We start from the raw sequence: 26,289 nt of genomic DNA, 5'->3' as shown, positions 1-26,289 counted from the left end.
GTAAATGCTTACTGCTTATTGTTGTTGGATGAAGAGATATTCAGATGATCTTTACCACCTGAGATCTTCAGGTTGTCTTCGTCGATCAGTGATTTGTATTTACGGGTGATGTTATCAGGCTGGGTAACGCCGTTTACACGGAGTGTATTGTTGCTGTACTCAATTTCGTAGTTGCTGTTTTTGTCCAGCAGTTTATCGGCGGCCATCTGGTCGATGATTTTGTGATACCTGTTGGAGCGGGCATGGGCGACGTCGCGGTCGCGGTCAGCACGTGCCCTGTTTTCGTCAGCCAGCTGCCGGTTTCTATCAGCCAGTTCTCTGTTTCTTTCGGTAACAGCGCGTTGTTTTTCGGCATTCAGCCTGTTTTTTTCAGCGGCCATGCGTGATTTTTCAGCAGCCAGGCGGCCTCTGTGCGCAGCGAGTCGACCCGCTTCTGCTGCTGCTAAACCGGTAGTATCGCCGGACGTATTGTAATAGTAGTGATACTGGCCATTGTATTTCATGTTGCTACCCACCTGGCTATACACAAAGTTGCGGATGGAGTCGACGTTCACATTTACATTCACACTGTTCTTTACGGAAGCCATCATTTCATCAAAGTTGATGCCTTTGAGTGCTTCTCTGGCTTCGTTTTGTGCAGCTACTATGTCAGCGTTCATTTGTTTCCAGTCCACTTTATCGAGGGCTGCTTTAGATTCTGCCTGAATCTTTTTCATGTCCACCTCTTTCAGCTGGGCCATTGCTTTCTGGATGGTTTGTTCCGCTTCACGGATTTGTTTTTCCAGTTTCTTCTGTTGTGCAGGCGACAGTCCCTGGCTGCTGTAAACATAAGCGCCTTTTACCCGTGCTGGCGGTGCAGGTGGAGCAGGCGGGGCAGGGAAGTCTGCTTCTCCAGGTGCTGGCGGCGCTGGTGGTGCCGGTACCGGCGGTGCATCAGGAACGCCTGGTACAGCAGGAGGAGCTGGTGGTGGTGGTACGGTATCTGTACAAACTGCATCTTCTGCATGCTGTTCGTTGATGCTTACCACCGCTTCGGTAGTAGTGTTATTGGTGGCTGCAATGGCTTCATGGGCAAGAACTTCCTTAGTGGCTGGTGCTTCCTTTTCGGAGGCTTTCACCTTCGCAGGATTTAACCAGGCGATTGAAATGAGGCCGGCGGCAATGATCATTACAGCAAGAAATTTTTGACTATAGTTGAGATTTTTTGTTTTCATTTCCATGATACGTTTAATGCGATTAAACAGATGCTGTTTGTTGTTTGCAGCAGCCATGGCCAGTGAATTGGATGATAACCGGTATTCTTCCAGTGCCACCAGGGCTTTGGCGTAGTGCAGGGGATGTACGGAGTTGACAACCAGGTCATCGCAGCAGTGTTCGCGCTCCTGCCGGATGATTCGGGAAATCTGCCATACAAAAGGATTGAAGAACAGGATTGTTTCTACAATTGATTGGAAGATATTCAACAGATAATCATTGCGTTTTATGTGCGCCAGCTCGTGAAGGAGGATGGCTTCCAGCTGTTCGGTGGAAAGGTTATTCACCATGGCCACCGGCAGCAATATTATAGGCTTCAGAAAGCCCAGCATTACAGGTACCTGGATGTAACCGGATACGAGTAATTTTACGGGACGGGTAATGTCCAGTTGAGCGGAAAGCCTTGCCAGGTGCTGCTCCCAGCTTGCGTCCATCGGACTTGTTTTGTCTGTTCTGATGCGTTGTAACTGCGCCAGGTCGGCAAACAATTTGATCGTCATGATACAGAAACCGATCACATATAGCGTTACCAATACCGGGAACCAATTTTCCATTTGCGGGAAAAAGCCGGTGAGTCCGTCCTGACTTTTATACATGGTTTCCACCACCAGTCCTTCGGGAACTGCTGCCGTCAGTTGCAGGTTGGCAACCGCAGCTGCTACAATCTCCCTGGCCTCCTGGAAGGCGCTGATCTGCTGGTAAAGCGTGATCACAAACCAGGTGAATATACCTCCCAGCGATAATACGGATAAGTTGTACTTTATCCTGGCAGAAGCCATTGGCCACAGCGCCAGTACTATCCGTAAGGCTGCAAATACGCACAGCGATTGCCAGGTAGAATGTAAAATGGTCCATCCTAACGCACGTACCAGGTCTGCAGTGAGAGGTAAGAAAGTCATTTGACAGGATTTAGATGGTTTATCGCTGTTGTTTTTCGATATCGTTGAGGTATTGACGGATCTGATCCAGTTCCTTATCCGACGATTTATGATGGCCCAGTGCCTGCAATACCAGTTGGCTCGCAGAACCACCGAACACGGTGTCTATCATTTTGCTGAGCAGTTGTTGTTGTGTTTCCTGCTGTGATACCGCTGCTGCATAAATATGCGTTTTGCTGCTGGCATCACGGGTAAGCAGTCCTTTCTCATACATGATCTGCATCAGCTTCAAGGTAGTGGTGTAGCCTGCGTCTTTGGTTTCGGCCAGCTTTTCGTGTACTTCACGAACCGTACTGGCTCCCTTCTCCCAAAGTATCCCCAGGATCTCCAACTCACTCTCTGTAGGTTTTTGCTGTTTCACTTTAATGCGATTATGATGACGAAATGTGTATCCTTAAAACGATGCGCGAACATCTACGAATATCTTCGTAAACAAATGTACGATAGTTTTCGTAATTGCAAAATATTTTTCAGGGAAAAATATAAATCATTGATTTTGTTGTGATTGTCGCAATTGTTTCGTGGTTTTGCGGCTGCCGTCTGCACTCCATCCCGGGGAATCAAACAGATAGTGTAAGGCTTCTTTGATGGATTTGGAATGACGCAGATCCTGCCAGATCGCCACCCATTCGTGTGTGGCTATACGTAATGGATTGTAAGTATGTATATTGGAGGTTAACCCATAGGTAGGGCGTTCCTGCTCTGCTGTAAATGTGCCAAACAGCCGGTCCCAGATAATAAGGATACCACCGTGGTTCTTATCCAGGTAGTTCAGGTCGGATCCATGATGTACCCGGTGGTGCGAAGGAGTATTCAGGATATATTCGAAGGGCTTAGGCAGTTTATGAATGACTTCTGTATGAATCCAAAACTGGTAGATAAGGCTGATGGCCTGCATAGTCATTACCATTACCGGATGGAAGCCTACAAACGGCATCCAGAGCCAGAACAGGAAGGTACCGGTGAAATTGCCTGTCCATGTTTGCCGGAGCGCCGTAGCCAGGTAATATTTTTCAGAAGAGTGGTGAATCACATGGGATGCCCAGAAAAATCTCACGCTGTGGCTGATCCTATGAAACCAGTAGTAACTGAAATCATCTGCAAAAAAACATAAAATCCATACCCACCACTCAAAACCAAGTGTATACACCCGTATTTTTTCATACACCAGCATATAGGTGCCTAAGATGATGGTTTTTGTAAACAGTCCGGTAAATACATTTCCCAGGCCCATCGCAATGCTGCTGGCGGCGTCCTTTGTTTCATAACGGTGCCTGTTGTCGATCGTGGTAATGATGATCTCCGCGAGTATCAGGAGTACAAAACCGGGAATAGCATATATGATGAGTTGCGGAGGCATAAGGTGGAAGTATTTCCATTAAGTTACTGAATTTTGATGGCATAAAAAAGGCCGATGCCTTTGGCATCGACCTTTTTCCGAAGTAGGGGGACATGGGGCCCGGCCTCCGGTGGCCGCTATTTCACGGTAACTTCCGCTCTGCTCACCGCAGAAGTACCGAAGCGACCTAACATTTTTACCTTACCGTTTGCAGTGGTATTCTGCATGTTGCTCTTCACATTTTCCAGCACTTTCGCAAACAGTCCGCCTGCGTTTACCTGCTCATTTACCTGGGTTAAAAAGTCATAACTGGGTTTAGAGAGAGATTTAATTCTTACTATGATTTTCTCTCCGAGCTGGAACGGTTTATCGTAATCGGTAATACTTTGCTGAATTGGCAGAATAAAGGTATTGCCATCATAAATTCCTTCATCAAAGCCTGCGTCTACAGAGAAAGCATCTTCGAGGCGGGTGGTGGTATCGTTTCTGTAGGACCTAATCCAGTAATAATCCACTGCACCTGCCGGATCTTTTGCATAAAAACGTGCATAGTAGCCTTCCTTGCCGGAAATAGACTCTTCCTTTGATTTGTATTCATACGTGATAGAATCAATTGGTGTGGTACGTTTTAGTGTATCCAGACCTTCCAGTATTTCGCCTTTGTATTCCAGGTGTAGTTTGTACACATGGCCGATTACACCAATGGCTTTTGCACTTGCATCGTAGGTATAATAGCCGTTGTTATAATTAAAAGGGTAACTCTCGCCGCTGGTAAGATCGTGCAGGGTAATCTTCGCATCGTTTACCACCGGCGCCGGGTCCTGTTGGGTATAGGGCACGCTCATGGTAATACGGATTTTCTGTACGCCCTTTTCGTTGGTAATCCAGCCATCCAGCACGGGATAGGATTGCCCCACAGGCACATTGAGATCAATAGGATCTTCGCAGGCTGTAAAAGCACCGGCGATAATAAGTGATATATAAAAAAGGAACTTTTTCATGGCTACACGTTTAGCAGTTAGAACTTGAAATTGTAAGTGATACCAGGCACAATGGTACCGATGATGGAAAAGCGAACAGCTTCCTTAACATCCGGATTATCCGGATTTTGACGGAAGTAAACGGTGTAGGCGTTGCGGCGTGCATAAACATTATACAGCGAGAACACCCATTCTCCTTTCCAGCGTTTCAGTTGCTTGCCCTTCAGCGTCATGGACAGGTCCAGGCGGTTGTAGGGCGACAACCGGTAGTTATTGCGTTTTTCCGTACTGTTGTATGGAATATCCCAATCCTGGAATTCCAGGCGGTTATCTGCAAAAGTGGCCGGCGTCCCGGATGCAAACACCCAGTTAGCGGAAGCTGATATACGTTTAGTGAATGTATGAGAGACCACGATGTTTACATTATGCGTACGATCGTAGCGGTTCAGGAACCATTCATTCATACTGATGCCAGGCGTTTTACGCTCGGTTCTTGACAGGGTATAGCTGATCCAGCCGGTGGTATTTCCAATATCTTTCTTGGCATACAATTCAACACCATAAGCGCGGCCCTGTGAAGGCAGCAGGTCAGCCTCAATTTGCGGATTAAGCTGCAGGTTGGCATTGTCGATATAGTCCAGCTGGTTGTCTGTTGTTTTGTAGAATACTTCACCTGACAGCTCGTAGCTATCGTTTGGCGCATTAAAGAAATAACCGACAGTATACTGATTGGAAACCATTGGCGCCACGTTGTTGCTGCTTGGTGTCCAGATGTCGAGCGGGGTTGGTGAGGCCGTATTGGAGAGCTGGTGCATAAACTGCGAAGTACGGCTGAAGGCTACTTTCACCGCGTGTAAATCGTTAAAGGCATAACGGATACTGGCACGTGGCTCAATATAGCTGTATGCAGTCATCTTTTCACCTGCACCAAAATCTTTTTGACCAATCAGGCGTTTTCTGATGCCCGGGGTAGTATCTGCATAATAGTATTCAGTACCGCTGCCGAGTGTCTGGTAGTTTGAAAACCTTACCCCGTACTGGATACCGAAATGTTTGTTGGGCTTATACTCATGATCCACATACACGGCTGATTCCAGGGCATGTTTATCCGGAATGGTTTTGATATGCTGGTCATCTCCTTCGGTGCCGATACCGGTACCTGGTTTGAAGGTATAGTAGATGCCCTGCACACCAAAACGGAGTGTGTTAGCGGAGTTGATATAGTAGGTAAAGGAAGGTTTGAGGCCATAGTTGATGATGTTGGAAGTCCAGTCGTAGCTCTGTGAAGGCTCAGTTTCTGATTTTTTACTTCCATTGCTGAACTGCAGACTATAATCGTATTTGCTATAGTAGGAGGTCAGGTTCAAAAACAGTTTATTGGTAAATACATGGTTCCAGCGTAAAGTGGCGGTAGCGTTACCCCAGTTCATATTTACATCTTTCCCAAAACCAAATACATCTCTTCCGAAATAACCACTCAGGAACAGGGTGTTGTTACTGTTGAATTTATAGTTAGCCTTTGCGGTGAGATCGTAAAAATTCAGCTTGGTATCTTTCATATCTCCTTTTACAAAAGGCTTCATCAGCACATCGATATACGATCTTCTGGCGGCTACGATAAAGGAAGACTTATCTTTTACGATAGGTGCTTCCAATGACAAACGGCTGAATATATTACCGATACCGCCATTTAAGGCCAGTTTCTGGTTATTACCGTCTTTCATACGGATATCCAGTACGGAGGAGGTACGACCTCCATATTCTGCCGGAAAACCACCTTTAATAAGGTTCAGGCTTTTTACCGCATCAGGGTTGAAAACGCTGAAGAAACCGAGCATGTGTGTGGAGTTATAAACCGGTGCTTCGTCCAGCAGGATGAGGTTTTCGTCGCTGTTACCACCACGAACGTTGAAGCCGGAGGCGCCTTCACCTACGGTAGCCACACCCGGGAGGGTTTGAATGGCGCGCAGTACATCTACCTCTCCCATGAAAGTAGGCATTGCTTTCATTTGTGCAATGTCGAGGCGGTTGATGCTGGTGTTAATGGTGTTGATCGCTTTTTCCTGTTTGTCGCCTTTAATGGTTATTTCATTAAGCTGGCTGGAACTGGCTTCCAGCTTTACATCCAGGGTGGTGTTCTTCTGAAGTTTGATAGTAGTTTTGAAATTACCATAGCCAATATAGCTAAATTGCAGTTCCTGTTCACCTGCCGGGAGGGTGATGGAATAGAAGCCATATTGGTTAGTGACGGTGCCGATGCTGGTACCCGGTTTTCCAACCGAGATACCGATCAGGCTTTCGCCGTTTTGTTTATCTTTCACATATCCGCTAACAGTGTACCTGGCTTGTTGCGCGTACGTTACCGTAGCGCCTAACAATAGGAAAATGGCGGACAGCAGCATGGTAGCCCTTGTTTTCATAAAAGGTAAATGCAGTTTAATTGAGTTTTTTCGGTTTTGTAACATGCATATATGACGAGGTGGATTAAACTTACCCCTACACGCCGTGAAAATAAAAATGAAAAACGGGTTTACAGTATTCGTTGTAAAAAATTAATGTTACAACGCCGACTGTAAACCCGTGGAAAGAGTTGTTCAGATACAGTAATTAGTCCAGAATGTCGCAGGCAAAACCTAAGTTGGTGACCAGTTCAATGATTTCTTCTTCCTGGAAAATGGCCGGACATGCTACTCTTAACACCCGGTCGCAGTCTTCAAGGTCTACACTGCAGGCCTGTACCTCAAAGGAGGACGAAATCGCCTTTATGACATTGTTTTTATCATGAACGGAGGTAATATTTGTTCGGAATATTCCAATCATTTTGTTTCTAATTTGGTTATTCGGAATATTTTTGTGCAAATTTGCTATAGTTATCCCAACTAACTGTTACACCGGAAGGAGTAAAACTTATATGAAACGGATTATTTATGGCCGTAGTTATAAAAAATGATGCCAGCGACATCCTGTTGCAAGATGAGATGCCGTTTGACGTAACGAAGCTGTCGTCGCCAACTATATTGGAAGATGTGAAAAACCTGTCTTTTGATTTTGGCAATGCTACCTTTAATAGTCTGTACTTTGATGGTTATCACCTTGGCCATGGTACGGCCCAGATTTACGAGAATCTTCATATTTCACATTCCAAAGGCCCCGGGCAGTTGGTGGACATGTTGTTTTTGCAGCGTGGCAGGTTCAATACCGGCCTGGAAGGGGTAACGGATAACCTGCGTTTTTCCACGCTGGAGCATAATCTCCTATATACGCCTACCGGTGATGAAACGGCTTCTGTAGAGAAGCAGGACGGGTTGAATATGTTTATGATCAGCTTTACAGCGGAGCGTTTTTTATCGTTGGCTGAGCATAACGGGGATATATTGGGGAAGATGGCAGATGAGGTGGCGGGCAATCGCGCCGCTATCCTGGAAAAGGATCAGAATCCGCATATTACCCCACGCATGAACGCTATCATCGAGGAAATTACTAATTGCAACTTTCAGGGTGGGCTTAAAAAATTGTTTTTGCAGTCCAAAACGCTGGAACTGCTAGCGTTGCAATGCAGCCAGGTGATTGAGGGAATGAGCCATAAATCCAATAAGCCATTGTCGGCATCCGACCGTGAAAGGCTGGATTATGCCAGGAGTGTATTACTGGCCAACATGCAGCAGCCGCCAACCCTGGCGCAGCTGGCGCGTATGGCGGGAATTAATGAGTTTAAGCTCAAGAATGGTTTTAAGCAACTATATAACACTACTGTATTTGGTTATCTGAGTGACTACAGGCTGGAACTGGCTAAAGATATGATCCTGGATGGGGCTAAGAGTCTTACCGACATTGCGGATGAAGCGGGCTACTCCAGCCTCCCGCATTTCAGTACTGCCTTTCGGAAGAAGTTTGGCGTGAGTCCGAGCAGGATTAAACATTAACTGATACCTCTTTCTATAAAAGCAAAAGGTGCCGGGCACGGCACCTTTTGCTTTTAATATTTCCGTTACTTATTAGTATGCCAGCGTGAACTGTTGTTTTACGTGCTTCGGAGTTTCCAGTTCATCTATCAGTGCTACGGCGTAATCTGCCACAGATATTTTGCTGTGGCCAGCCTCGTCGGTTACCAGCGTGGTACCACCCAGGCGGAATTTGCCGGTGCGCGGACCAGGTTCGATCATGGCGGCAGGGCTTAGAGCGGTCCAGTCGAGGTCATTTTCCTGTTTTAACACCAGGAGGCCTGCGCGGGTAGCTTCGGCGATTGGTTTCCATTCAGCCGGGAAATGAGGGCTGTCGAGCAGCAGGTGGCCTGGTGCTACTTCCAGGCTTGCGGCGCCGCTCACCAGTATAAATCTTTTGATGCCCGCCTGCTTCAAACCGGCTATGGTGGCTTTGGTGGCTTGCACGTAGGTGTCGGTATCTACTGCCTTATAAGCACTGATCACAGCGTCGGTGCCTGCAACGGCGGCTGCTACTGCATTTGCGTCGGTAACATCTGCCTGTTTCACCGTTAATTTCTCATTGGATACGGTAATCTTTCCCGGGTTACGGACAATGGCGGTTACCTCATGTCCTCTGTTGAGGGCTTCGTTCAGTATTTCATGTCCGATAAAGCCGGATGCGCCTATAATTGCAACTTTCATCTTTATAAATTTAAACTGTAATAATAATGATTACAGTACGAAGGTAAGAAGGAAATTGATTGGAGCCAAAAGATTTTTCTTTAAATCCCGGGCCTTCGGCCCGGGATTTAGAAGGGAGGGCGGTGCCCTCCCCAGCTCTCCGGGGAAACTTGGTTGCCCGTGCGCACCGCGGACCCAACGTAAACATATACCCCAAAAAAAAGCCGGGTAGAAAGGAGTCATCTCCTTTCTACCCGGCCGCTAACAGTTACTTAAACCTTATTTTTTAGGCGCTACATAAGTCACCACAGGTGCTTTAGCAGCTTTTTCAGGCTGCATAATCACCTTTGCAGCAGGCACTGCATCCCTGGTATGGAATTTTTCGCCCAGGGTAGGTGCAATCACCAGTGAAACGATGGACATCAGTTTGATGAGGATGTTCATAGAAGGACCAGAGGTATCTTTGAAAGGATCACCCACGGTATCACCGGTAACAGAAGCTTTATGTGGTTCTGATTTCTTATAATAAGTTTCGCCATTGATTTCAACGCCTTTCTCGAAGGATTTCTTGGCATTATCCCAGGCGCCACCGGCGTTGTTCTGGAAGATACCCATCAGTACGCCGCTAACGGTTGCACCGGCAAGGAAACCACCCAGTACTTCCGGGCCGGCAATAAAGCCGATCAGCAACGGGGAAATCAATGCAATAGCACCAGGTGCCAGCATTTCACGGATAGATGCTTTGGTGGAAATGTCCACGCATTTATCATACTCCGGTTTACCGGTACCGTCCATAATACCTGGAATTTCGCGGAACTGACGGCGCACTTCTTCCACCATCGCCATGGCAGCGCGTCCTACTGCCGCAATCGCCAGGGAGGAGAAGATGAACGGAATCATACCCCCGATAAACAAGCCAGCCAATACATCTGCTTTATAAATATCAATTCCGGAAATGCCGGCCACACCTACGAAGGCAGCAAATAATGCCAGTGCGGTGAGGGCCGCGGAAGCGATCGCAAAACCTTTACCGGTTGCAGCTGTGGTGTTACCCACCGCATCCAGGATATCTGTTTTTTCACGTACTTCTTTTGGCAGCTCGCTCATTTCAGCAATACCACCTGCGTTATCTGCAATCGGACCGAAGGCATCGATGGCCAGCTGCATAGCTGTAGTAGCCATCATACCGGCAGCGGCGATAGCCACGCCGTATAACCCCGCAAACGCGTAGGAACCCCAGATACCGGCAGCCAGTACCAGGATCGGAAGGGTAGTGGATTCCATACCTACAGACAAGCCACCGATGATATTGGTAGCATGGCCGGTGGCCGACTGACGAATGATAGAACGCACCGGACGTTTGCCCATGGCGGTATAATATTCGGTAATGATACTCATGAGGGTACCTACTGCCAGCCCTACCACGATAGAGCCAAATACCTGGCCTCTGGTAAATACGTGGCCACGCAGCTGCATTTCTGAATCAGGCAGAATCCAGTTTACCAGGAAGTAGGAAGCAATCAGGGTGAGCACAATGGAGCCCCAGTTGCCCATATTCAGCGCACGCTGCACCACGCTGGTGTTCAGACCTGCGCTGTCGCTGATGCGTACGAAGAAAGTGCCGATGATAGAAAATATGATACCGAAACCTGCAATCAGCATAGGCAGCAGGATGGGGCCAATGCCGCCAAACGCGTCCTGGCTGGTGGTTTCAGAGCCCAGTACCATGGTTGCAAGTACAGTTGCCACGTAGGAACCGAATAAGTCGGCGCCCATACCGGCCACGTCACCTACGTTGTCGCCCACGTTATCAGCGATGGTAGCAGGGTTACGCGGATCATCTTCCGGGATACCGGCTTCCACTTTACCTACGAGGTCAGCGCCTACGTCAGCAGCTTTAGTATAGATACCACCGCCTACACGGGCAAAGAGTGCGATACTCTCCGCACCCAGGGAGAAGCCGGTAAGCACTTCAATTGTTTTGATCATTTCAGGTGTGTTGGCTGCTGCACCAAAGAAGGAACTGAGGGCAATAAATAACGCACCCAACCCTAATACAGCCAGGCCGGCAACACCCATACCCATTACCGAACCTCCGGTGAAGGATACCTGCAGGGCCTTTGATAAACTGGTACGCGCTGCATGCGCCGTACGCACGTTCGCTTTAGTGGCGATTTTCATACCAATGAAACCTGCTACTGCAGAGAATATAGCACCCATTACAAAAGCCAGTGCGATTGACCAGTGCGAATTTTCGTGAGTGGCTCCCATATAAGCCAGCAAAAGAGCAGCAATAATTACAAAATAGGTAAGGATCTTATACTCAGCTTTCAGAAATGCCATAGCTCCTTTTGCGATATGGGCGGCAATCTCCATCATTTTTTCGTTGCCGGCATCCTGGCGGGAAACCCAGGCGCTCCGTAACGCGGTAAATAACAAGGCTAGTAATCCAAAACATGGAACGAGGTAAACTATATTCATATAAGCGAATTTAAAAAATGCAAGGTTGACAAAATTTGTTTAATAGTTAAAAGATCATAAGATTCCAAATAGTGTTTCAAATAAATATAAAACATAAAAAATTAATACTCACGTATGTGAGTCGATTTTTTAATAAAGTTCGCTATGGGAGGGAGTTTTAGGGGGCAGGTTTTTTGGGGTCAGATTCCCTGTAAAAAGGCATCCCCCAGGTGATGGATAATGTCACCGGCCGTCATGGCTTCCTGCGATAATCTGGCCGCGGCAAGGTCGCCGGCGTAGCCATGCAGCCATACACCCAATATGATTGCTGCTTTAGGAGTATAGCCCTGCGCCAGCATGGCGGTGAGTATGCCTGTCAGCACGTCGCCGCTGCCTCCGGTTGCCATTCCTGCATTACCGGTGGGATTGAAATACAACGAGCCATCGGGGCAGGCGATTGTACTATATCTCCCTTTTAATAAAATATAAAGACCTGTTTCTACTGATTTCCGGCTCAGCAGGTCCAGCCGCTCAAACTGGTTGGCAGTGGCGCCAAACAGGCGCTCAAACTCTTTGGGGTGGGGCGTCAGCAGGGAGCCTTTTGGTATTTTATATAACAGGTAAGGATATACGGAAATAATATTCAGGGCATCTGCATCCAGCACCATGGGCAAGGGGTAATTGTCCAGCAGTTTTTCCAGCGCCAGCGCTGTTTGCTGGTGAGTGCCCAGGCCGGGGCCTATGCCAATACTATTATATTTTGCCTCGTTGATATCCAGGTGGAAATGCGTGCTGTGCTGCATGTCGGCGTCCGTAACACACATGGCGGCGGGCTCGCCCAGTTGCATGATCTCATACCCGCAGCCGGGAACATGAGCACTCACCAGCCCTGCGCCAGCCCTTAAGCAGGCCCTGGTAGCCAGCAAAGCGGCACCGATTTTTCCATAGCTGCCGGCAATCAGGAGTGCATGACCATAAGTGCCCTTATGCCCAAATGGATTCCTGGGCTGGTAGATGGTACGGATCGTCTCCTGGTCAGTGAGGTGAAAGCGTGCAGGCGTTTGCGTGAGGAAATCCGGATGGAGCCCTATAGGCAGCACATGAATCTCTCCCCCAAAAACTGCATTTTCAGGCAACATAAAAGCCAGCTTGTAGGTTTCAAAACTGAGCGTATAATGTGCCTGTACTACCGGGGTATGGAGGGAACTGCTGTCCGCCTGGAGGCCGGAAGGCATGTCAATGGCTATCACGGTATGGCGCGTACGCAGATCGTTGATACGGTGAATAACCCCTGCCAGCCAGCCTTCCACAGGTTTGTTGAGGCCAGTCCCAAACAGGGCGTCTATAATAATACCATCAGCCGCGATTGCCGGAAACTCCTGCACATCATTGAGCGGATGGATATGGCCTGGAAAGCGCTGCTCCAGCCGTGCCTGGTTCGCCAGGTTATCGGCACTGGCATTGCCGGTAAGTAGCCAGGCGTTTGCTTCGTAACCTTTTTCCAGCAATTGTCGCACAATGGCAAGGCCGTCGCCACCATTATTGCCTTTACCACAAATAATATAAACAGGATGTGCAGGGGGGAAATGATCTTCTATCCAGCCAGTACAGGCCGCTGCGGCACGCTCCATCAGGTCAACACTGCTGATGGGCTCATGTTGAATGGTATAGGCATCGGCTTCACGTATTTGTGCTGCGCTGAAGATCTTCATAGTAATAGCTTATACCCTAAAATTAGGGAATATTCGCTAATCGCTTACTTCACCAGCAGTGGTTTTACTGCATTGCCATCGCTCCAATGGCCGGTATACTGCTGGCCCAGGGTATTCCCAAGTGCGGTATCACAGCCTTTCTGGTAAAAGGCGCAGTCGAGCAGGGCATCGGTGAGTTTCCAGTAGCAATAATAGTCGGCAGCATCAGTACGTGTACCCGTAAACGATGCGCTGATGACGGTGTTGCGCTGGCCTGAATCGAACCACATATCAGTGGAGGCAGCTTCGCTATGGTTGGCAGAAATAACAGGGGAGCCGTGATTATCCGCCTGGTGAATGATGTAATTCTTGTTGCCGGGTGCTATGTAAGCAGTTGTGCTATAGAGCATGTCCGAAAAGGCAGTCCCGGCGCGATTATCATCTTCTTCCGTAATTAAAAGCATTTTGATTTTGCCCGACATGTTCCTGTAAGAAGCAGCGGCACCCTGGGGAGCATTACCGGTACCGGGGCATGCCAGTACTAAGGCTCTGGCGGTTGGAACGCCAAAAGTACCCGGAGTAAGGGCAAGATTGGCACTTACTACGGCGCCATAAGAGTGGCCTACATATGCATATTTACCTTTGATGGGCTGGGGCCAGGAGGGATTGGCCGCAATGGTTTTTAATGCCTGGCTGATGGCAGCAGCTGCATTGGAGGAATAGATTGTAGGTGTGGTAACAAGGGTAGCCTGGTATCTCGGAAAAATAACAATATTTCCCCTGCGTACCAGGTGCCTGATCCAGCTGCCATAACAGGCGGGATTCCAGGCCCCGTACCCATGGTTGAACACAATTACCGGTGCCTCCTTTGGTGTTGGGCTCATGGGGTAATATAGCCAGAACCCATTATTGCCCTCGTCGTAGTTTACCTTTCCAATGTCGTTGTGGGTATACGCTGCGCCCCCGTAGCCATTGGCAGGCTGCGCCGGCTGTTTTACGGACGGTGCTTCCGGCGCTGGTTTATTGCAGGCCGAATGCGTGAGTAAAGTGGCAATAAGCAGGAATAGCAGGCGCTTCATGGCAGGGAGTTAGCATTTGTACCAAATAAAAACGGATTATGGGAGCCCCATAATCCGCTAAAGTACATTTTTATTTCCCTATTTTTTAGAAGGCAAATCTGGCAGATACGCCACCGATTTCTTCGCCCATGTAGCTGGTTGGACCAACAAACTGTACGAAAGGTTTCAGATCCGCGCTGATATTGAGCGGGAACTTCTTGAAAGTATATTCAATACCGATGATACCATCCAGCCCCGGGGTTGCATAGGTACCTTTTCCTTTCTCATGGAATTTATCTTCGTCATAATCCAGGCGATCCAGGATGCTCAGGTGTACACCACCACCGGCATACAGGTTCATGCCCTGCATACCCACGTTCCAGTGGTATTCATATAAACCAGTAAAAGTTACGTTAGTTCTGTTGGAAACGTTAGTGGTTACCAAACCTTCAATAGCATGAGGGCCCTGAATGAAGTGTTTAATGGTAAAGCCTACCATCCATGGATTCAAACGAATACCCAGTGCAGTGTTATAGTTTTCTACACCATAACTGCCGCCACGGTAGCTGCTTTTCTTTTGCGCGTTAGCCTGTATTGCCAGAACAGCGAAGAGGCTGAAAAGTAACACGACTTTTTTCATAGATGTGATTTGAATTAAAGAAAATAAATATTTGAGTCCTTTAACGTTAGATTTTTCTCTAAAGTATATGGCTTCCCAAAAAAATTCACCAACATTTAACAATAACAATGCCAATAGGCGTAAACGTTAGGCTTTTTTTAACAGGCGCAGGTAGAAAAAACCGGCTAGTCCAGCAGCCAGAGAGGCTGCAATGACAGATATAATGGCAATGGTTTGTATAGATCGTTCTGCATAGGCAAGTGTGGATATAAAGATAGACATGGTGAATCCAATGCCGGCAATCATCCCGATTCCCCACAGCTGTAGCCAGCCGGAACGTTCCGGCAGCACTGCCAGCCGAAGCTTCACGGCAATAAACGACATGAGGAAAATGCCCAGCGGTTTGCCGAAGAATAAACCTGCCATAATTCCATAACTGATATCATGGCCCAGCGAGGAAAGCAGGTTATCTGGCAATGCAATAGCCGTGTTGGCCAGGGCGAACAGGGGCATGATCACAAAGTTTACCGGGTCGTGTAGGCTGTGCACCAAATCTTCTATTCTTGACTGCGGGATACAGAATGCCAGTAACACACCGGCAATGGTAGCATGGATGCCGGAATTGAAAATGCAATACCAGAGTACGATTCCCGGCAGGAAATAGAGTATCAGCCTTTCTACTTTAAAGAGATTGAGTACAATAGGTATCAGTAGTACACCGCCTCCGATCAGCAGGTATTTTATTTCCAGGTGTGGAGTATAAAACAGGGCGATGGTGAGGATGGCACCCAGGTCGTCAATAATGGCCAGGGCCATCAGGAAGATTTTAAGGCTAACCGGCACACGCTTACCGAGCAGGGATAGCACACCCAGGGAAAATGCGATATCGGTGGCCATGGGAATACCCCAGCCATGCGCATAATCGGTGCCCCTGTTAAACAGGGTGAAGATGATGGCCGGCACCACCATTCCGCCGATTGCCGCCAGTACAGGCAGTATGGACTGTTTGATGCTGGAGAGTTCACCTACTGTAAGTTCACGTTTGATTTCCATCCCCACGAGGAAGAAGAAGAGCACCATCAGGCCGTCGTTTATCCATAACAGTATGGAATTAGGTAACAGCAGGAAACGGAAATGATAGTGATGGCTGGCAGCCGGATCAAACAGCTCGTTCCAGAAATTAATGTAGGCGTGCTGTATGCCGGAATTGGCCAGTACCATAGAAATCAGGGTACATATAATAAGTACAATGCCTACTGCACGACTATCTTTCATGAACGTGTAGATAGGCGAGAGCAAAGATTTCCTAATGATATTGAACGAGTTTTTCAGCACAGTCGAATATATTTCCGGGTTATGTAACCTGGCAAATATAGGGAAAATTACCAGGGGCTGAGCGGAAGTATGTACTTCTGCCCAGCCCCTGTATGTTGTTTGGAACTAATCTTCGGTTAATGCATTAATTCGTATTTATTTTTCGGCTGTCGCTTGATGTCCCATTTGAAATGTTCCAGCTTCAGCTCTTCCACCGGGCGTTGCGTAAACGGATATACGGTGGTTTCCGGCTGGGTGTAGAACACGGCTTTTTGTAGTTCTCCCCCTGCAAAGTACAGCTTGATGGTGGCAGACAGGGTGCGGTTTACGTTCATATATGCGCCCTGGTTATCGGTGGCATAGGTGATTGTTTCGGCGTTGCCTTCCACGTGCATCCAGTCGAGTGACTGATCTTTCACATAACCGGTGATCAGGTTACCCTTGATCTGGTTATATAGATCGGGGCCTGATTCATTAATGATAAAGGCATTTTGCTTCATCACCACTTTATCTGCCGTTTGATTTTTTGTATACATGTAGATGGTATCGCCGTACATCTGTGTTTTCCGGTTACTCCAGAGCACCGGATCTTTGTAAAAGCGGAATACAGAGTCGCTGGTGCTATAATAAACGCTATCAGCAACACCCTGGAGGGAATCGGAGAACATGCGTACATTATGGTAGGCGAGGATATAGCGCATATCTGCGGTGTCGGCCGATTTGTCTTTCGGCTTGGTGAGAGCAATGCTATCCGCGTAGTGCATAATGCCAGGCAGGGAATCGGCAGGCTGTATGGCTTTCATGGGGGCAATTTTGACGTTGCCTACATTGTTGAGCTGCATACGATCCCTGGATTTGGCCATGGCCGAATCGGCCATCATCATCATAACGGTGCCGGATACACTATCTTTTTGTTGTTTAGCCAGCAGTTCGTCTTTTTTGAGGAACTCCGGCATATTGTCGATGATCGTTTCTGCTGTTCTGGACTTCACGGGGGTGAGTCGTAGTGGTGGTGGCGCTTTCCTGAGGCCCTGCACGGATGGGATGGAGAGGCTGTCGCCCGGCTTAATGATCCCGGTGAAGAGGGTATCAGCGGCCATATAGAAGGTGTCCTTCTTATTTTCCATGATGAGCAGTGGCTTTTGGGTAGCGAGCAGGGTTTTATTATTCTGATCGGCTACGCCGTAGTTAGCCAGGAGCGACATTTTATTGATCGTATCGCGGTACACCATGTTGCCCGTAGCATAGGCTTTGCCGCTGATGCGGTCAATTTCCAGCTGGTCGGCGGTGAGGGTGCCGGTACTGTCTTCGATGAGGGGGCGACTGGTAAAGTTGCCGTAGCCTTTATCGGTGTCGTAGTAGCCGCTGGTGACATACATGATGCGTTTACCTTCGTTGATGGTGGTAGGCGCGATGATGTTGGCAATTTTGGTTTCGGTATTGTAGAGCAATGCATCGGTGGTGAGGGTATAGTCCGGGTTTACGAGGACTACATTCCGCTGGAAGTGCATTTCTTTCATGTCTACATAATAGAAGCCTTCATCGCTGGTGAGCACGCTTCTATCGCTGACGAGCTTACCGGTTTTGAGGTAGGAGCCTACTTTGGCGTTCATGTCGTATACCAGTTCAGGGCCGGTGATGGTCACTTTATTATCGGTCATACGGGCGTCGCCGGTGAGGGTGGCGATGCGGGTAGCAGCGTCGTAATTGAGTGCGCGCCCATAGATATACACGCTATCGGCCTGGTTGATACGGATGTTACCGTAGGCATCGATGATATTGGACTTCAGGTTCTGGATGGCGCTATCGCTCCAGAACTGGGTGGTACCTTGTTTAAGGTGGACTTTTCCGATCAGTTTTCTTACTGCCAGGGTATCTTTTGTGATATCCAGGAGGGAGTCGGCATGAATAATTTCGATCCTGGTGCCCTGAGCGGGGGGAGGTTGATTTGGAACCTGTGCCCTGGCTGGGATCAGTGCTGCCAGAAAGACTGCAGACAGTAATAGCCCGGATTTTATGAATGCACGCATTGACAGATTATTGAGCTTTTACTGAGTCAGAAGGTATTGGTCTTATTTTATCTTTTTTGCCAAAGAGGGAGAAGTGCACATACCGTTTAGGGTTGATGCGCAGGTCTTCCAGCAGTTTATTCAGGTTGCTGAGCGAGTATTGCAGGTTATTATATACCTGTTTATCGTTGAGCAGCATACCTGCGGTACCGTCGGTGGTATTGAGTTTGGCGATGGTCGCGTTTAGGCTAGCGGCGGTAGCCTGCAGTGCGGCGAGTGTAGTATCGATGCTGCCATTAGCGAGTGAGCCGGTTGCTTTTTCGGCGTTGTCGAGGATGGCAGAAATTTTTTCGTTACTGTTTTTCAGGTTGGCGGTAACATCCTGGAGGTTGTTCATGGTACCCGCTACGGCGCCGTTATGGTCCAACAGGGTATTGAGTGAGGCGCTGGTGTGGGTAAAGTTACGGGTTACCACTTCCAGGTTGCCGATAGCCTGATGGAGGTGACCTTTGGCGGTAGAGTCCAGGAGGCCGTTAACATTAAGCAATACGGAGTCGATATTCATGAGTGTCCCCTGGAGTTTTTTCACGAGGGGGTTGAGTTGTTCCTTCAGTGCGTCGGTCATGGAGCCGTCTACGGCAGCATATACAGTATCGCCGCTTTGGAGGTATTCTCCGGAGTTGCCGAGGTCGAGCTGCACGGTTTTACTTCCCAGCAGGTCGGAGCTGATGCGGGCTACGGAGTTGCGCGGGATTTCAATTTTTTTGGTGATGGTAAGGGTAACGAGGATTCTGCCTGCGTTTTTGTCCATAACATCGAGGTTGGCAACGTTACCTACCACGAGGCCGTTTACCTGTACGGCGTTGGAAGGTTGCAGGCCATTTACCTGCGTATATACAGCGTAGATAGTTTTTGTGCGTTTAAACAGGCTCTTTCCCTTCAATAAATTAAAGCCCAGTACAAGGAGGGTTATACCTACGACAGTAAGTATGCCCACTTTTGTTTCGTTTGATAATTTGAGCATGTGATTCGTATACGTTCAACGCAAAAATAATCAAAAAGGATGTCCGGGGCGTATCTGAAATAAAATGTTGATAATTATAGGGAGGAGAATTTGGGGAGGGTGGGAGTTTCCCTGGTACCGGGAGCGGCCTGATGGCAGTAGCTCCCGGTATGGGGATATAAGTTATTGAGGATTAGCGGCTGCTAACGGTATTGGTGTTTTCGGTGTCCTGCTGGCGATTGATGGTAAAGCGGTCCAGTTCATCACGGTAACGCTTAATCGCTTTATAGATACCATTGGCCAGTTCTGATTGGCCACTGGAGGAGTTGAGGTAGTCTTCTTCTTCCGGGTTGGATATGAAGCCCAGCTCCACGAGTACGCTCGGCATGGCAGTGGCGGAAAGCACCCAGATGCCTTTTTCGTTACGTTGTCTGGCACCACGGCTGATACGGCCTACTTTGGTGAACTCGTCTTCGATGAGGGTGGACAGGCGGAGGCTCTGGTCGAAGTAAGCGTTACGCAGGGTGTTGAGCAGGATGAATGTTTCCGGGTCGGTATCGTCCATAAGGGCGCGTGACTCTTCGGAATCGGCATCCAGCACGATTACGGAATTCTGTTTCAGGGATTCCATTTTCGCGTTGTTCTTACTGGTGGCCCAGATATAGGTTTCCGTACCTTTGGCCGGGTTAGGGTAATAGGCATAGGTAGGTACCTTTACGGCTACTTTCTTTTTGCCCTTTTTCCGGTACACGGTCTGGGAGCCTGTCTGGCGTTTGATTTTCGCTGCAGAGTTACAGTGGATGGACACGAACAGTTCGCCTTTGGCGTCATTGGCGATGTTGGCTTTTACCCTTGGGTCGTCGAAGCGGTCTGTTTTACGTGTATACACTACCTTTACATCCGGCATGTTTTCTTCCAGGATCTTTCCCAGCTTCAAAGCTACCTGCAAGGTAAGTTGGCTTTCGGTGGAATAGCTGCCGCGGGCGCCCACATCGTGTCCGCCGTGGCCTGCGTCAATTACGATCGTTCTGATAGGCTTGCCCTGATTCCCTGAAACGTCCTGTGTCGGGGAAACTGGTGTGTTTTTTGCCTGAATAAAAAAGGTACAGGTGAATAAAGTTCCCAGTCCTAAAGTCCAAAATCGGTTCCAGCGCATGATTCTCTTTTTAATGGGTGCTGTAATCACAAAAAATAAAAAATAAGTTTATTTATCAATTTAATAATTTACTGGCCACATGCGCATTTCAACCACCTATATACTTCTTTCCCGTCAAACTTTACAAGTTATCATTTGTAATAAATTGTCCAAAAACTTGTAGGTTTGTGCCCGCCTTAACACATGAGCTCTAGCTACAAAAATAATTATAAAAAGTTTTTGCGACAGACATACCTGGCATTTGCAGGTATCGTTATCGCCGTTCCCTTTATTATAGATGCGTCGGCAGGGAATATGCCACACGGATTCTTCGGATTTAACAAAATTTTTGCAGACACCGTTCCGCCTGCGAAAAAAACGGATTCGATTAAACCGGTTGTTCCCTCCAGGCCTAAAGATACGTTGATTGTGCCTAAAACAGGCGATTCTGCGGCTTTAAAATTGCCGGGAGACTCCACCCAGCAGGATACAACGATCGTTACAGTGGATTCACTGTTATTGCCCAAAGCATCGAAAGACTCTCTGGATGCGGTTGTAACCGCCAAAGCGGAGGATTCCATGGTGCTCATGGTCCAGAAGAAGCAGTTTTACCTGTTCGGTAATGCCAATGTAAAGTACAAAACCATCGATCTGACGGCCTATGAGGTGAGCTTTGACCAGCAGACGGGCGTAATGACGGCCGTTCACGGGAAAGACACTGCAGGGAAGTATATTGGTCGCCCGGTGATGAACGACGGTGGGCAGAGTGCTGAGTCGGACACCCTGGAGTACAACTTTACCTCTTCAAAAGCATTAATTTTTAATACAAGGTCCCAGTACGGGGAGGGGTATGTGCACAGTGAAAAGACCAAGAGAATGGCAGATAATACCATTTTCGGTTTCAAGAACGGCTATACGACCTGTAACCTGGACACCCCGCACTTTAGCTTTCGGGCTAAGAAAATCAAGGTAATTCCTGATAAACTGATCGTTTCAGGGCCCGCCAACCTGGAAATTCAGGGGATACCAACGCCTTTATTCATCCCTTTCGCGATTTTCCCGATTACCCAGGGCCAGCGCTCCGGTATCCTGCCTCCGCAGTTTGTAACCAATGCACAGAAAGGTTTGGGGCTGGAACAAGGGGGGTATTACTTTGGGATGGGGGAGCACCTGGACATGACCCTGCGCGGGGATATTTACTCGTACGGCAGCTGGGCGCTGACGGCCAGTCCAACCTACCGCAAACGCTATAAGTACAGCGGCGGTATGACGCTGAGCTTCGCCAATACCAGGCTGGGCGACCCTTCTGTGCCACAGGAGTTTGTGAACAGCCGCGACTTCCGTGTGATGTGGAACCACACCATGGATAGCAAGGCCCGCCCGGGTATTAACTTTGGAGCAAGTGTAAACTTCGGTACCAGCTCCTATAACCAGTATAACGTCTACGATTACTCGACGCGCGTAAACAATAACATCGGTTCCAGTATTAGTTTCTCGAAAACCTGGCAGAATAAGCCTTACAATCTCACCGTAAACTTATCAGACAACCAGAACCTGCAAACCCGTGACGTGTCACTGACCTTCCCGGATGCGAACTTTTCCGTGCAAACGATCTATCCTTTCCAGCCTAAAGAGCTGGTAGGAACCGCTAAATGGTATCACAAAATTGGTATCAGCTATACCAACCAATTCCGTAACCAGGCTTATTTCAAAGATTCTTCCTTTGGTAAAAAGGAGATGTTTGATGCGTTACAGAGCGGTATGCAGCAGAATATCCCGATCTCTTTTTCTATACCGGTGATGAAGTCTTTTACCTTTTCACCAAGCGTGAACTTTACGGAGTACTGGTACACGAAGAAAACGGAACGTCAGTGGAATCCTGAAAAAAGAAACCTGGGAACAGGCCAGAAAGGAGCGTTGGATACAACTTATATTCCAGGCTTTTTCGCCCAGCATGAGCTGAGTACCAGTTTGTCGCTGGCAACTGCGCTCTATGGTATGTATGATTTCGGGCAGGGTAAGATTCGTAAGATTCGTCACGTTATGCGCCCTTCCATTGGGCTGACCTACCGGCCGGACCTTACCAAGGGAGCCTATTATGACATGGTGTATAACGCACAGGGGGATTACCAGCGTGCGTCTTACTTCCAGGGGTCGGTGATTGGTGTACCCGGCGAGGGTTCTTTCGGTGGTATGAGTTTTTCCCTGGACAATAACCTGGAAATGAAGGTTTACAGTCGTAAGGATACCAGCGGAAACCATGAGCGTAAAGTGAAGCTGCTGGATGGTTTTGGCCTGAATACCAACTACAACTTTGTGGCTGACTCCTTTAAACTGTCGCCATTCAGTTTATATGCCCGTACGAATCTTTTTGATAAACTGAATATTTCTGCCAGTGGTACTTTGGATCCCTATGTTACCAATGAGGTGAGCGGGGTACGTAAAGACCGTTATGTATGGCAGGATGGTAAGCTGAGTCTGGGCCGTTTAACGAATGCTTCCATTACAATGTCTACTTCTTTCCAGTCAAAAGATAAGAAGGGGGGAGATGAGCAGCGGCAGAAAACGCTGGACAGCTTACAGAATGTAATGGATGCTAATGCGCTGCAGGCAGCGCAGCAGCGGCAGTTGCAGATGATGCGTCAAAATCCGGGAGAGTATGTTGACTTTGATATTCCATGGAGATTAGACCTGTCCTATAGTTTATCGTATACAAACCGTGTCATTCCTGATTCAGGTGGTGTGGTAAAAGAGTTGCGTCAGTATGTGAGTTTCAATGGAGATTTTAGTCTTACCCCGAAGTGGAAGATTGGTATGAACAGTGGTTTTGACTTCACTTCGATGGAGATTGCCTATACGAACCTGTATATATCGAGGGATCTGCATTGCTGGCAGATGTCGATTAACCTCGTGCCTTTCGGAACTTATCGTCAGTTTAGCATTACGATCAATCCGAAGGCGGGGATTTTGCGTGATTTGCGGCTTAACCGGTCACGAACGTTTTACAGTCAATAACGTAGAAGGATATACGTAGAGATATAAAAAAAGACGAAGCGGTATGGCTTCGTCTTTTTTTATGTTTTGTTGTATTGAATTATTTATCATTAAGGAGATAGTAATCCCACATGATTTTAAATACTTTTTCTTTCAGCGCAGGCACGTCATCTTTGGTGAGTCCGGCGGTGGGTACTGCAGGAAGGAAATGATAATCTATGTGGTGCGGCCAGGCGTAGAAGCCTTTATCGGCCGGGTTGACTATTTTAGTATGAAACAGCAGCGAAGGGATGACGGGTACCTGGGCTTCTATGGCGAGGGCGAAAGCTCCGTCATAAAAGGGCTTTAGCGGCTCGTTGGTGCGGTTTCTCGTACCTTCCGGGTAGAGGAGCATGTGCATGCCTTTTGCGAGCGCTTCCCGCATTTCTACTACGCTGTTTTTGCGACTTTGTTCATCTTTCCGGTCCACGAGGATACCGCCTATACGATATAGTACGCCGAAGAGCGGTATTTTACCCATAGAGGCTTTAGCGAGTGTTTTATTTACGCCGGGTACGCCCGGTGTGGTTACGGGAACGTCGATGAGTGCATTATGGTTGCATACGACCACATAGGTTTTCCCTTTTTCAAAATATTCTTCTCCTTTGATGCGCACGGGGCATCCGATCAGGGGCATATAGACTTTCATCCAGATCCTGCCGATGGTGATGAAGCCCAGTGTTTTCTTTGGATCAGGGAAGAAGGAGAATATCCAGATAGGGATAAACACGATCAGCATGGTACCTGCGAACAGGAGGAGTGCGTACAGTGCAAAGATTCTTCCGAAGATGTTTTTTATCAGTTTCATATGCTGTTCAGCGTATCTCCGAATATATTAAATTTTATTCAATGTAATTATAATCGCCAGTCTACCGGTTCTATGCCTGCTTTTGCGAGCAGTTCGTTTGTTTTTGAGAAGTGTTTACAGCCAAAGAATCCGTTATGGGCGCTGAGTGGGGAGGGGTGGGCGGCTTTGAGAATATGGTGTTTGGTAGCGTCCACGAGGATTTGTTTGTCTTGCGCGAACCTTCCCCACAGCAAAAATACGACATCCTTTTTTTGGTCGGATATTTTACGGATAACGGCGTCAGTAAATGATTCCCAGCCTATTCTGGAGTGGGAGGCGGGTTCATGGGCTCTTACGGTAAGCATGGCATTGAGCAGGAGTACGCCGTGTTGGGCCCATTTGGTGAGATTACCGCTGGCGGGCGGAATGAGACCGAGGTCCGCCTGCATTTCTTTGAATATATTCACCAGTGAGGGCGGCGGTTTAACGCCATCCTGCACGCTGAAGCAGAGGCCGTGTGCTTGTCCTTCGTTATGATAAGGATCCTGCCCGAGAATAACTACCTTTACTTTATCGAAAGGTGTTTTATCGAAGGCGTTGAAGATATCTTCGCCTTTGGGAAAGATGGTTTTACCGAGTGCTTTTTCATGTTTCAGGAACATGACAATCTGTTCGAAATACGATTTCTGGAATTCGTCTTTCAGGACTTCTTTCCAGGTTGATTCAATTTTTACGTCCATAGAATCACAACATTATTGAAAAAAAATAAAATTAATTTGTTTTTTTAATCAGAAAATTTATACATTTGCACTCCCAAAATGACAGATAAATATAACAATTTTGATGTCAGGATGGATGGGATGTCTCGGTAGCTCAGCTGGATAGAGCAACTGCCTTCTAAGCAGTAGGTCATTGGTTCGAATCCAATCCGGGACACACAGACTGAAAAAGGAAGATTGCGAAAGCGGTTTTCCTTTTTTTGTTTTGGGGAGATGGAATTGCTGATTTCTTAAAAGTGCTATTTCCTGTACATAATTAAAGTATAAAATGCGTATTCTGAGATATGCTGACTTTCGAAGTCATTTGAAGGAAAATCTGGATGCTGTAAATGATGATAAGGAACTTTTGATAGTTTCCAGGACGAAAGGCAAAAGTGTATTGGTGATGGATATTGAGGTTAACACTATTCCCGCGGGATCCATAATCCAGTGCCTGTTTTCAGGTAGTTCCTCCATTTTATCACAGGTTTCCACGCCATTCGATTGCAGATACCAAATCACAAGATACATCTCACAATAGCCAAATCATCTGTGGGTGCCAGCCCCCAGTTATTTTTAATCTCAATCATTTTTTGATGCAGCATATTTTCTACGCTGTTTGCATCTCCATCGACCAATAAATACTCAGCGATATTACCAGGCGGATCATAAGCCTTGTGGTCGAATTTACTAAATGTGTAAATGCCATCTGTAACCAGACTGAAATCATTTATAACGCTGACAGATAATCGCTGCTGCTGATTAGCATACCAATTTTCAAAATCTTCCGTCAGATGATATCCGATATAATCCGGCTTATTTTGTTGATCATAATCATAGAGCGTTCCATCGATGTGAATGACGCCATCTCCAATGCAGATAAACTCCCCTGACTTATTCGCTGTGTCTATTACCGCCAGTATCAGCGTATTCAGTAGCTCATTCCGCTTTAGGTCGAGTTGATTACGAATGGACTTTAGTTTTTCGAATAGCTGCTGTAAGATGAGCTTCATCAAAACTGCAGGTGCAACAGGTGTTTGATCTGCAAATTCTTTATAAGCAAGTTCTTTGGCTACCTGTTTCAAAATTTTCCCTGTAAGGGTAGCGGCAAAATAACTGTCAATACCCATTGAGCACCCATCCATGACTGCACAAAGTAATTTTCCTTTTCCTGGTTCTGCTGTCACCAGATAGTCTTCGCAATAATTAATGTGATGGGAACCGATGTGAAGTGTTGTGTGAATTTTCATGTAGGTAAACCAAAGATAGTCATCTTCCTAAATTTGTCACCACATTAAAATAACAAG

The 26,289-nt window shown here is 47.5% G+C and carries 20 protein-coding genes and 1 tRNA gene; 3 read left to right on the top strand and 18 right to left on the bottom strand.

The window, feature by feature from the left end; all coding sequences use genetic code 11:
- Positions 1–8: 8 nt before the first annotated feature.
- From BUB18_RS06185 to BUB18_RS06160, 6 genes are all read right to left on the bottom strand, one after another.
- Positions 9–2,153, bottom strand: coding sequence for a M56 family metallopeptidase (locus BUB18_RS06185; protein ID WP_073079096.1), 2,145 nt, complete (start codon positions 2,151–2,153; stop codon positions 9–11).
- A gap of 19 nt (positions 2,154–2,172) precedes the next feature.
- Positions 2,173–2,553: a BlaI/MecI/CopY family transcriptional regulator gene (locus tag BUB18_RS06180; RefSeq protein ID WP_073079095.1), complete on the bottom strand. Its 381-nt coding sequence runs from the start codon at positions 2,551–2,553 to the stop codon at positions 2,173–2,175.
- A 126-nt stretch (positions 2,554–2,679) separates the two neighbouring features.
- Complete coding sequence (locus BUB18_RS06175) at positions 2,680–3,552, bottom strand: sterol desaturase family protein (protein WP_073079094.1); 873 nt, start codon at positions 3,550–3,552, stop codon at positions 2,680–2,682.
- A 116-nt stretch (positions 3,553–3,668) separates the two neighbouring features.
- Positions 3,669–4,532: a DUF4249 domain-containing protein gene (locus BUB18_RS06170; RefSeq protein ID WP_073079093.1), complete on the bottom strand. Its 864-nt coding sequence runs from the start codon at positions 4,530–4,532 to the stop codon at positions 3,669–3,671.
- Between the two features lie 17 nt (positions 4,533–4,549).
- Positions 4,550–6,931 (bottom strand): TonB-dependent receptor, encoded by a 2,382-nt coding sequence (locus BUB18_RS06165; RefSeq protein WP_083549426.1) that lies wholly within the window; start codon positions 6,929–6,931, stop codon positions 4,550–4,552.
- Positions 6,932–7,118: 187 nt separating this feature from the next.
- A complete protein-coding gene (locus BUB18_RS06160) occupies positions 7,119–7,331 on the bottom strand; it encodes a hypothetical protein (protein ID WP_073079092.1) in 213 nt (70 codons plus the stop codon).
- 107 nt (positions 7,332–7,438) lie between these two features.
- Between BUB18_RS06160 and BUB18_RS06155 the strand changes: the two genes are divergently transcribed.
- Positions 7,439–8,434 carry a helix-turn-helix transcriptional regulator gene (locus BUB18_RS06155; RefSeq protein WP_073079091.1) on the top strand — a complete coding sequence of 332 codons (996 nt, stop codon included), beginning with the start codon at positions 7,439–7,441 and terminating at the stop codon, positions 8,432–8,434.
- Positions 8,435–8,506: 72 nt separating this feature from the next.
- Here the strand turns inward: BUB18_RS06155 and BUB18_RS06150 are convergent, their stop codons facing one another.
- The 9 genes from BUB18_RS06150 to BUB18_RS06110 all read right to left on the bottom strand — a co-directional run bounded on the left by BUB18_RS06150 (position 8,507) and on the right by BUB18_RS06110 (position 20,425).
- Positions 8,507–9,136: an NAD(P)-dependent oxidoreductase gene (locus tag BUB18_RS06150; RefSeq protein WP_073079090.1), complete on the bottom strand. Its 630-nt coding sequence runs from the start codon at positions 9,134–9,136 to the stop codon at positions 8,507–8,509.
- A gap of 258 nt (positions 9,137–9,394) precedes the next feature.
- On the bottom strand, positions 9,395–11,596 hold the full coding sequence (locus tag BUB18_RS06145) for a sodium-translocating pyrophosphatase (protein ID WP_073079089.1): 2,202 nt from the start codon (positions 11,594–11,596) through the stop codon (positions 9,395–9,397).
- 179 nt (positions 11,597–11,775) lie between these two features.
- Positions 11,776–13,287: a bifunctional ADP-dependent NAD(P)H-hydrate dehydratase/NAD(P)H-hydrate epimerase gene (locus tag BUB18_RS06140; protein ID WP_073079087.1), complete on the bottom strand. Its 1,512-nt coding sequence runs from the start codon at positions 13,285–13,287 to the stop codon at positions 11,776–11,778.
- A 44-nt stretch (positions 13,288–13,331) separates the two neighbouring features.
- Positions 13,332–14,345: an alpha/beta hydrolase family protein gene (locus BUB18_RS06135; protein WP_073079085.1), complete on the bottom strand. Its 1,014-nt coding sequence runs from the start codon at positions 14,343–14,345 to the stop codon at positions 13,332–13,334.
- A gap of 85 nt (positions 14,346–14,430) precedes the next feature.
- Complete coding sequence (locus BUB18_RS06130) at positions 14,431–14,964, bottom strand: hypothetical protein (protein WP_073079084.1); 534 nt, start codon at positions 14,962–14,964, stop codon at positions 14,431–14,433.
- A 126-nt stretch (positions 14,965–15,090) separates the two neighbouring features.
- Entirely contained in the window at positions 15,091–16,218 is a 1,128-nt protein-coding gene (gene nhaA / locus BUB18_RS06125; protein ID WP_073079083.1) for a Na+/H+ antiporter NhaA, read from the bottom strand.
- A 176-nt stretch (positions 16,219–16,394) separates the two neighbouring features.
- Positions 16,395–18,287, bottom strand: coding sequence for an OstA-like protein (locus tag BUB18_RS06120; protein WP_073079082.1), 1,893 nt, complete (start codon positions 18,285–18,287; stop codon positions 16,395–16,397).
- Between the two features lie 7 nt (positions 18,288–18,294).
- The gene (locus BUB18_RS06115) at positions 18,295–19,290 is read right to left on the bottom strand and encodes an MlaD family protein (RefSeq protein WP_073079081.1); all 996 of its coding nucleotides are present in this window, start codon (positions 19,288–19,290) and stop codon (positions 18,295–18,297) included.
- A 172-nt stretch (positions 19,291–19,462) separates the two neighbouring features.
- Positions 19,463–20,425 carry an N-acetylmuramoyl-L-alanine amidase family protein gene (locus tag BUB18_RS06110; protein ID WP_083549423.1) on the bottom strand — a complete coding sequence of 321 codons (963 nt, stop codon included), beginning with the start codon at positions 20,423–20,425 and terminating at the stop codon, positions 19,463–19,465.
- A 219-nt stretch (positions 20,426–20,644) separates the two neighbouring features.
- Between BUB18_RS06110 and BUB18_RS06105 the strand changes: the two genes are divergently transcribed.
- The gene (locus BUB18_RS06105; RefSeq protein WP_143159849.1) at positions 20,645–23,419 is read left to right on the top strand and encodes a putative LPS assembly protein LptD; all 2,775 of its coding nucleotides are present in this window, start codon (positions 20,645–20,647) and stop codon (positions 23,417–23,419) included.
- 79 nt (positions 23,420–23,498) lie between these two features.
- Here BUB18_RS06105 and BUB18_RS06100 read toward each other — a convergent pair whose 3' ends face one another.
- Positions 23,499–24,245 carry a lysophospholipid acyltransferase family protein gene (locus BUB18_RS06100; RefSeq protein ID WP_073079079.1) on the bottom strand — a complete coding sequence of 249 codons (747 nt, stop codon included), beginning with the start codon at positions 24,243–24,245 and terminating at the stop codon, positions 23,499–23,501.
- A 47-nt stretch (positions 24,246–24,292) separates the two neighbouring features.
- Positions 24,293–24,964 carry a uracil-DNA glycosylase gene (gene ung / locus BUB18_RS06095; RefSeq protein ID WP_073079073.1) on the bottom strand — a complete coding sequence of 224 codons (672 nt, stop codon included), beginning with the start codon at positions 24,962–24,964 and terminating at the stop codon, positions 24,293–24,295.
- Positions 24,965–25,086: 122 nt separating this feature from the next.
- Between ung and BUB18_RS06090 the strand changes: the two genes are divergently transcribed.
- Positions 25,087–25,160: transfer RNA gene (locus BUB18_RS06090), tRNA-Arg, on the top strand.
- Between the two features lie 340 nt (positions 25,161–25,500).
- On the opposite strand, the gene BUB18_RS06080 is transcribed toward BUB18_RS06090, so the two are convergent.
- Positions 25,501–26,232: a protein phosphatase 2C domain-containing protein gene (locus BUB18_RS06080; protein WP_073079071.1), complete on the bottom strand. Its 732-nt coding sequence runs from the start codon at positions 26,230–26,232 to the stop codon at positions 25,501–25,503.
- Between the last annotated feature and the right edge of the window lie 57 nt (positions 26,233–26,289).

It is taken from the genome of Chitinophaga jiangningensis (assembly GCF_900142605.1).
GTDB classification, from domain to species: Bacteria; Bacteroidota; Bacteroidia; order Chitinophagales; family Chitinophagaceae; genus Chitinophaga; species Chitinophaga jiangningensis.
The sequence above is the reverse complement of the archived record's forward strand: the minus strand, read 5'-3'. Positions and strand labels throughout refer to the sequence as shown.

What these genes read in the sequence shown, in the direction of transcription:
- BUB18_RS06185 (WP_073079096.1), bottom strand. Translation starts at nt 2,153, where the DNA reads ATGACTTTCTTACCTCTCACTGCAGACCTGGTACGTGCGTTAGGATGG.
- BUB18_RS06175 (WP_073079094.1), bottom strand. Translation starts at nt 3,552, where the DNA reads ATGCCTCCGCAACTCATCATATATGCTATTCCCGGTTTTGTACTCCTG.
- BUB18_RS06170 (WP_073079093.1), bottom strand. Translation starts at nt 4,532, where the DNA reads ATGAAAAAGTTCCTTTTTTATATATCACTTATTATCGCCGGTGCTTTT.
- BUB18_RS06165 (WP_083549426.1), bottom strand. Translation starts at nt 6,931, where the DNA reads ATGAAAACAAGGGCTACCATGCTGCTGTCCGCCATTTTCCTATTGTTA.
- BUB18_RS06160 (WP_073079092.1), bottom strand. Translation starts at nt 7,331, where the DNA reads ATGATTGGAATATTCCGAACAAATATTACCTCCGTTCATGATAAAAAC.
- BUB18_RS06155 (WP_073079091.1), top strand. Translation starts at nt 7,439, where the DNA reads ATGGCCGTAGTTATAAAAAATGATGCCAGCGACATCCTGTTGCAAGAT.
- BUB18_RS06150 (WP_073079090.1), bottom strand. Translation starts at nt 9,136, where the DNA reads ATGAAAGTTGCAATTATAGGCGCATCCGGCTTTATCGGACATGAAATA.
- BUB18_RS06145 (WP_073079089.1), bottom strand. Translation starts at nt 11,596, where the DNA reads ATGAATATAGTTTACCTCGTTCCATGTTTTGGATTACTAGCCTTGTTA.
- BUB18_RS06140 (WP_073079087.1), bottom strand. Translation starts at nt 13,287, where the DNA reads ATGAAGATCTTCAGCGCAGCACAAATACGTGAAGCCGATGCCTATACC.
- BUB18_RS06135 (WP_073079085.1), bottom strand. Translation starts at nt 14,345, where the DNA reads ATGAAGCGCCTGCTATTCCTGCTTATTGCCACTTTACTCACGCATTCG.
- BUB18_RS06130 (WP_073079084.1), bottom strand. Translation starts at nt 14,964, where the DNA reads ATGAAAAAAGTCGTGTTACTTTTCAGCCTCTTCGCTGTTCTGGCAATA.
- nhaA (WP_073079083.1), bottom strand. Translation starts at nt 16,218, where the DNA reads ATGAAAGATAGTCGTGCAGTAGGCATTGTACTTATTATATGTACCCTG.
- BUB18_RS06120 (WP_073079082.1), bottom strand. Translation starts at nt 18,287, where the DNA reads ATGCGTGCATTCATAAAATCCGGGCTATTACTGTCTGCAGTCTTTCTG.
- BUB18_RS06115 (WP_073079081.1), bottom strand. Translation starts at nt 19,290, where the DNA reads ATGCTCAAATTATCAAACGAAACAAAAGTGGGCATACTTACTGTCGTA.
- BUB18_RS06110 (WP_083549423.1), bottom strand. Translation starts at nt 20,425, where the DNA reads ATGCGCTGGAACCGATTTTGGACTTTAGGACTGGGAACTTTATTCACC.
- BUB18_RS06100 (WP_073079079.1), bottom strand. Translation starts at nt 24,245, where the DNA reads ATGAAACTGATAAAAAACATCTTCGGAAGAATCTTTGCACTGTACGCA.
- ung (WP_073079073.1), bottom strand. Translation starts at nt 24,964, where the DNA reads ATGGACGTAAAAATTGAATCAACCTGGAAAGAAGTCCTGAAAGACGAA.
- BUB18_RS06080 (WP_073079071.1), bottom strand. Translation starts at nt 26,232, where the DNA reads ATGAAAATTCACACAACACTTCACATCGGTTCCCATCACATTAATTAT.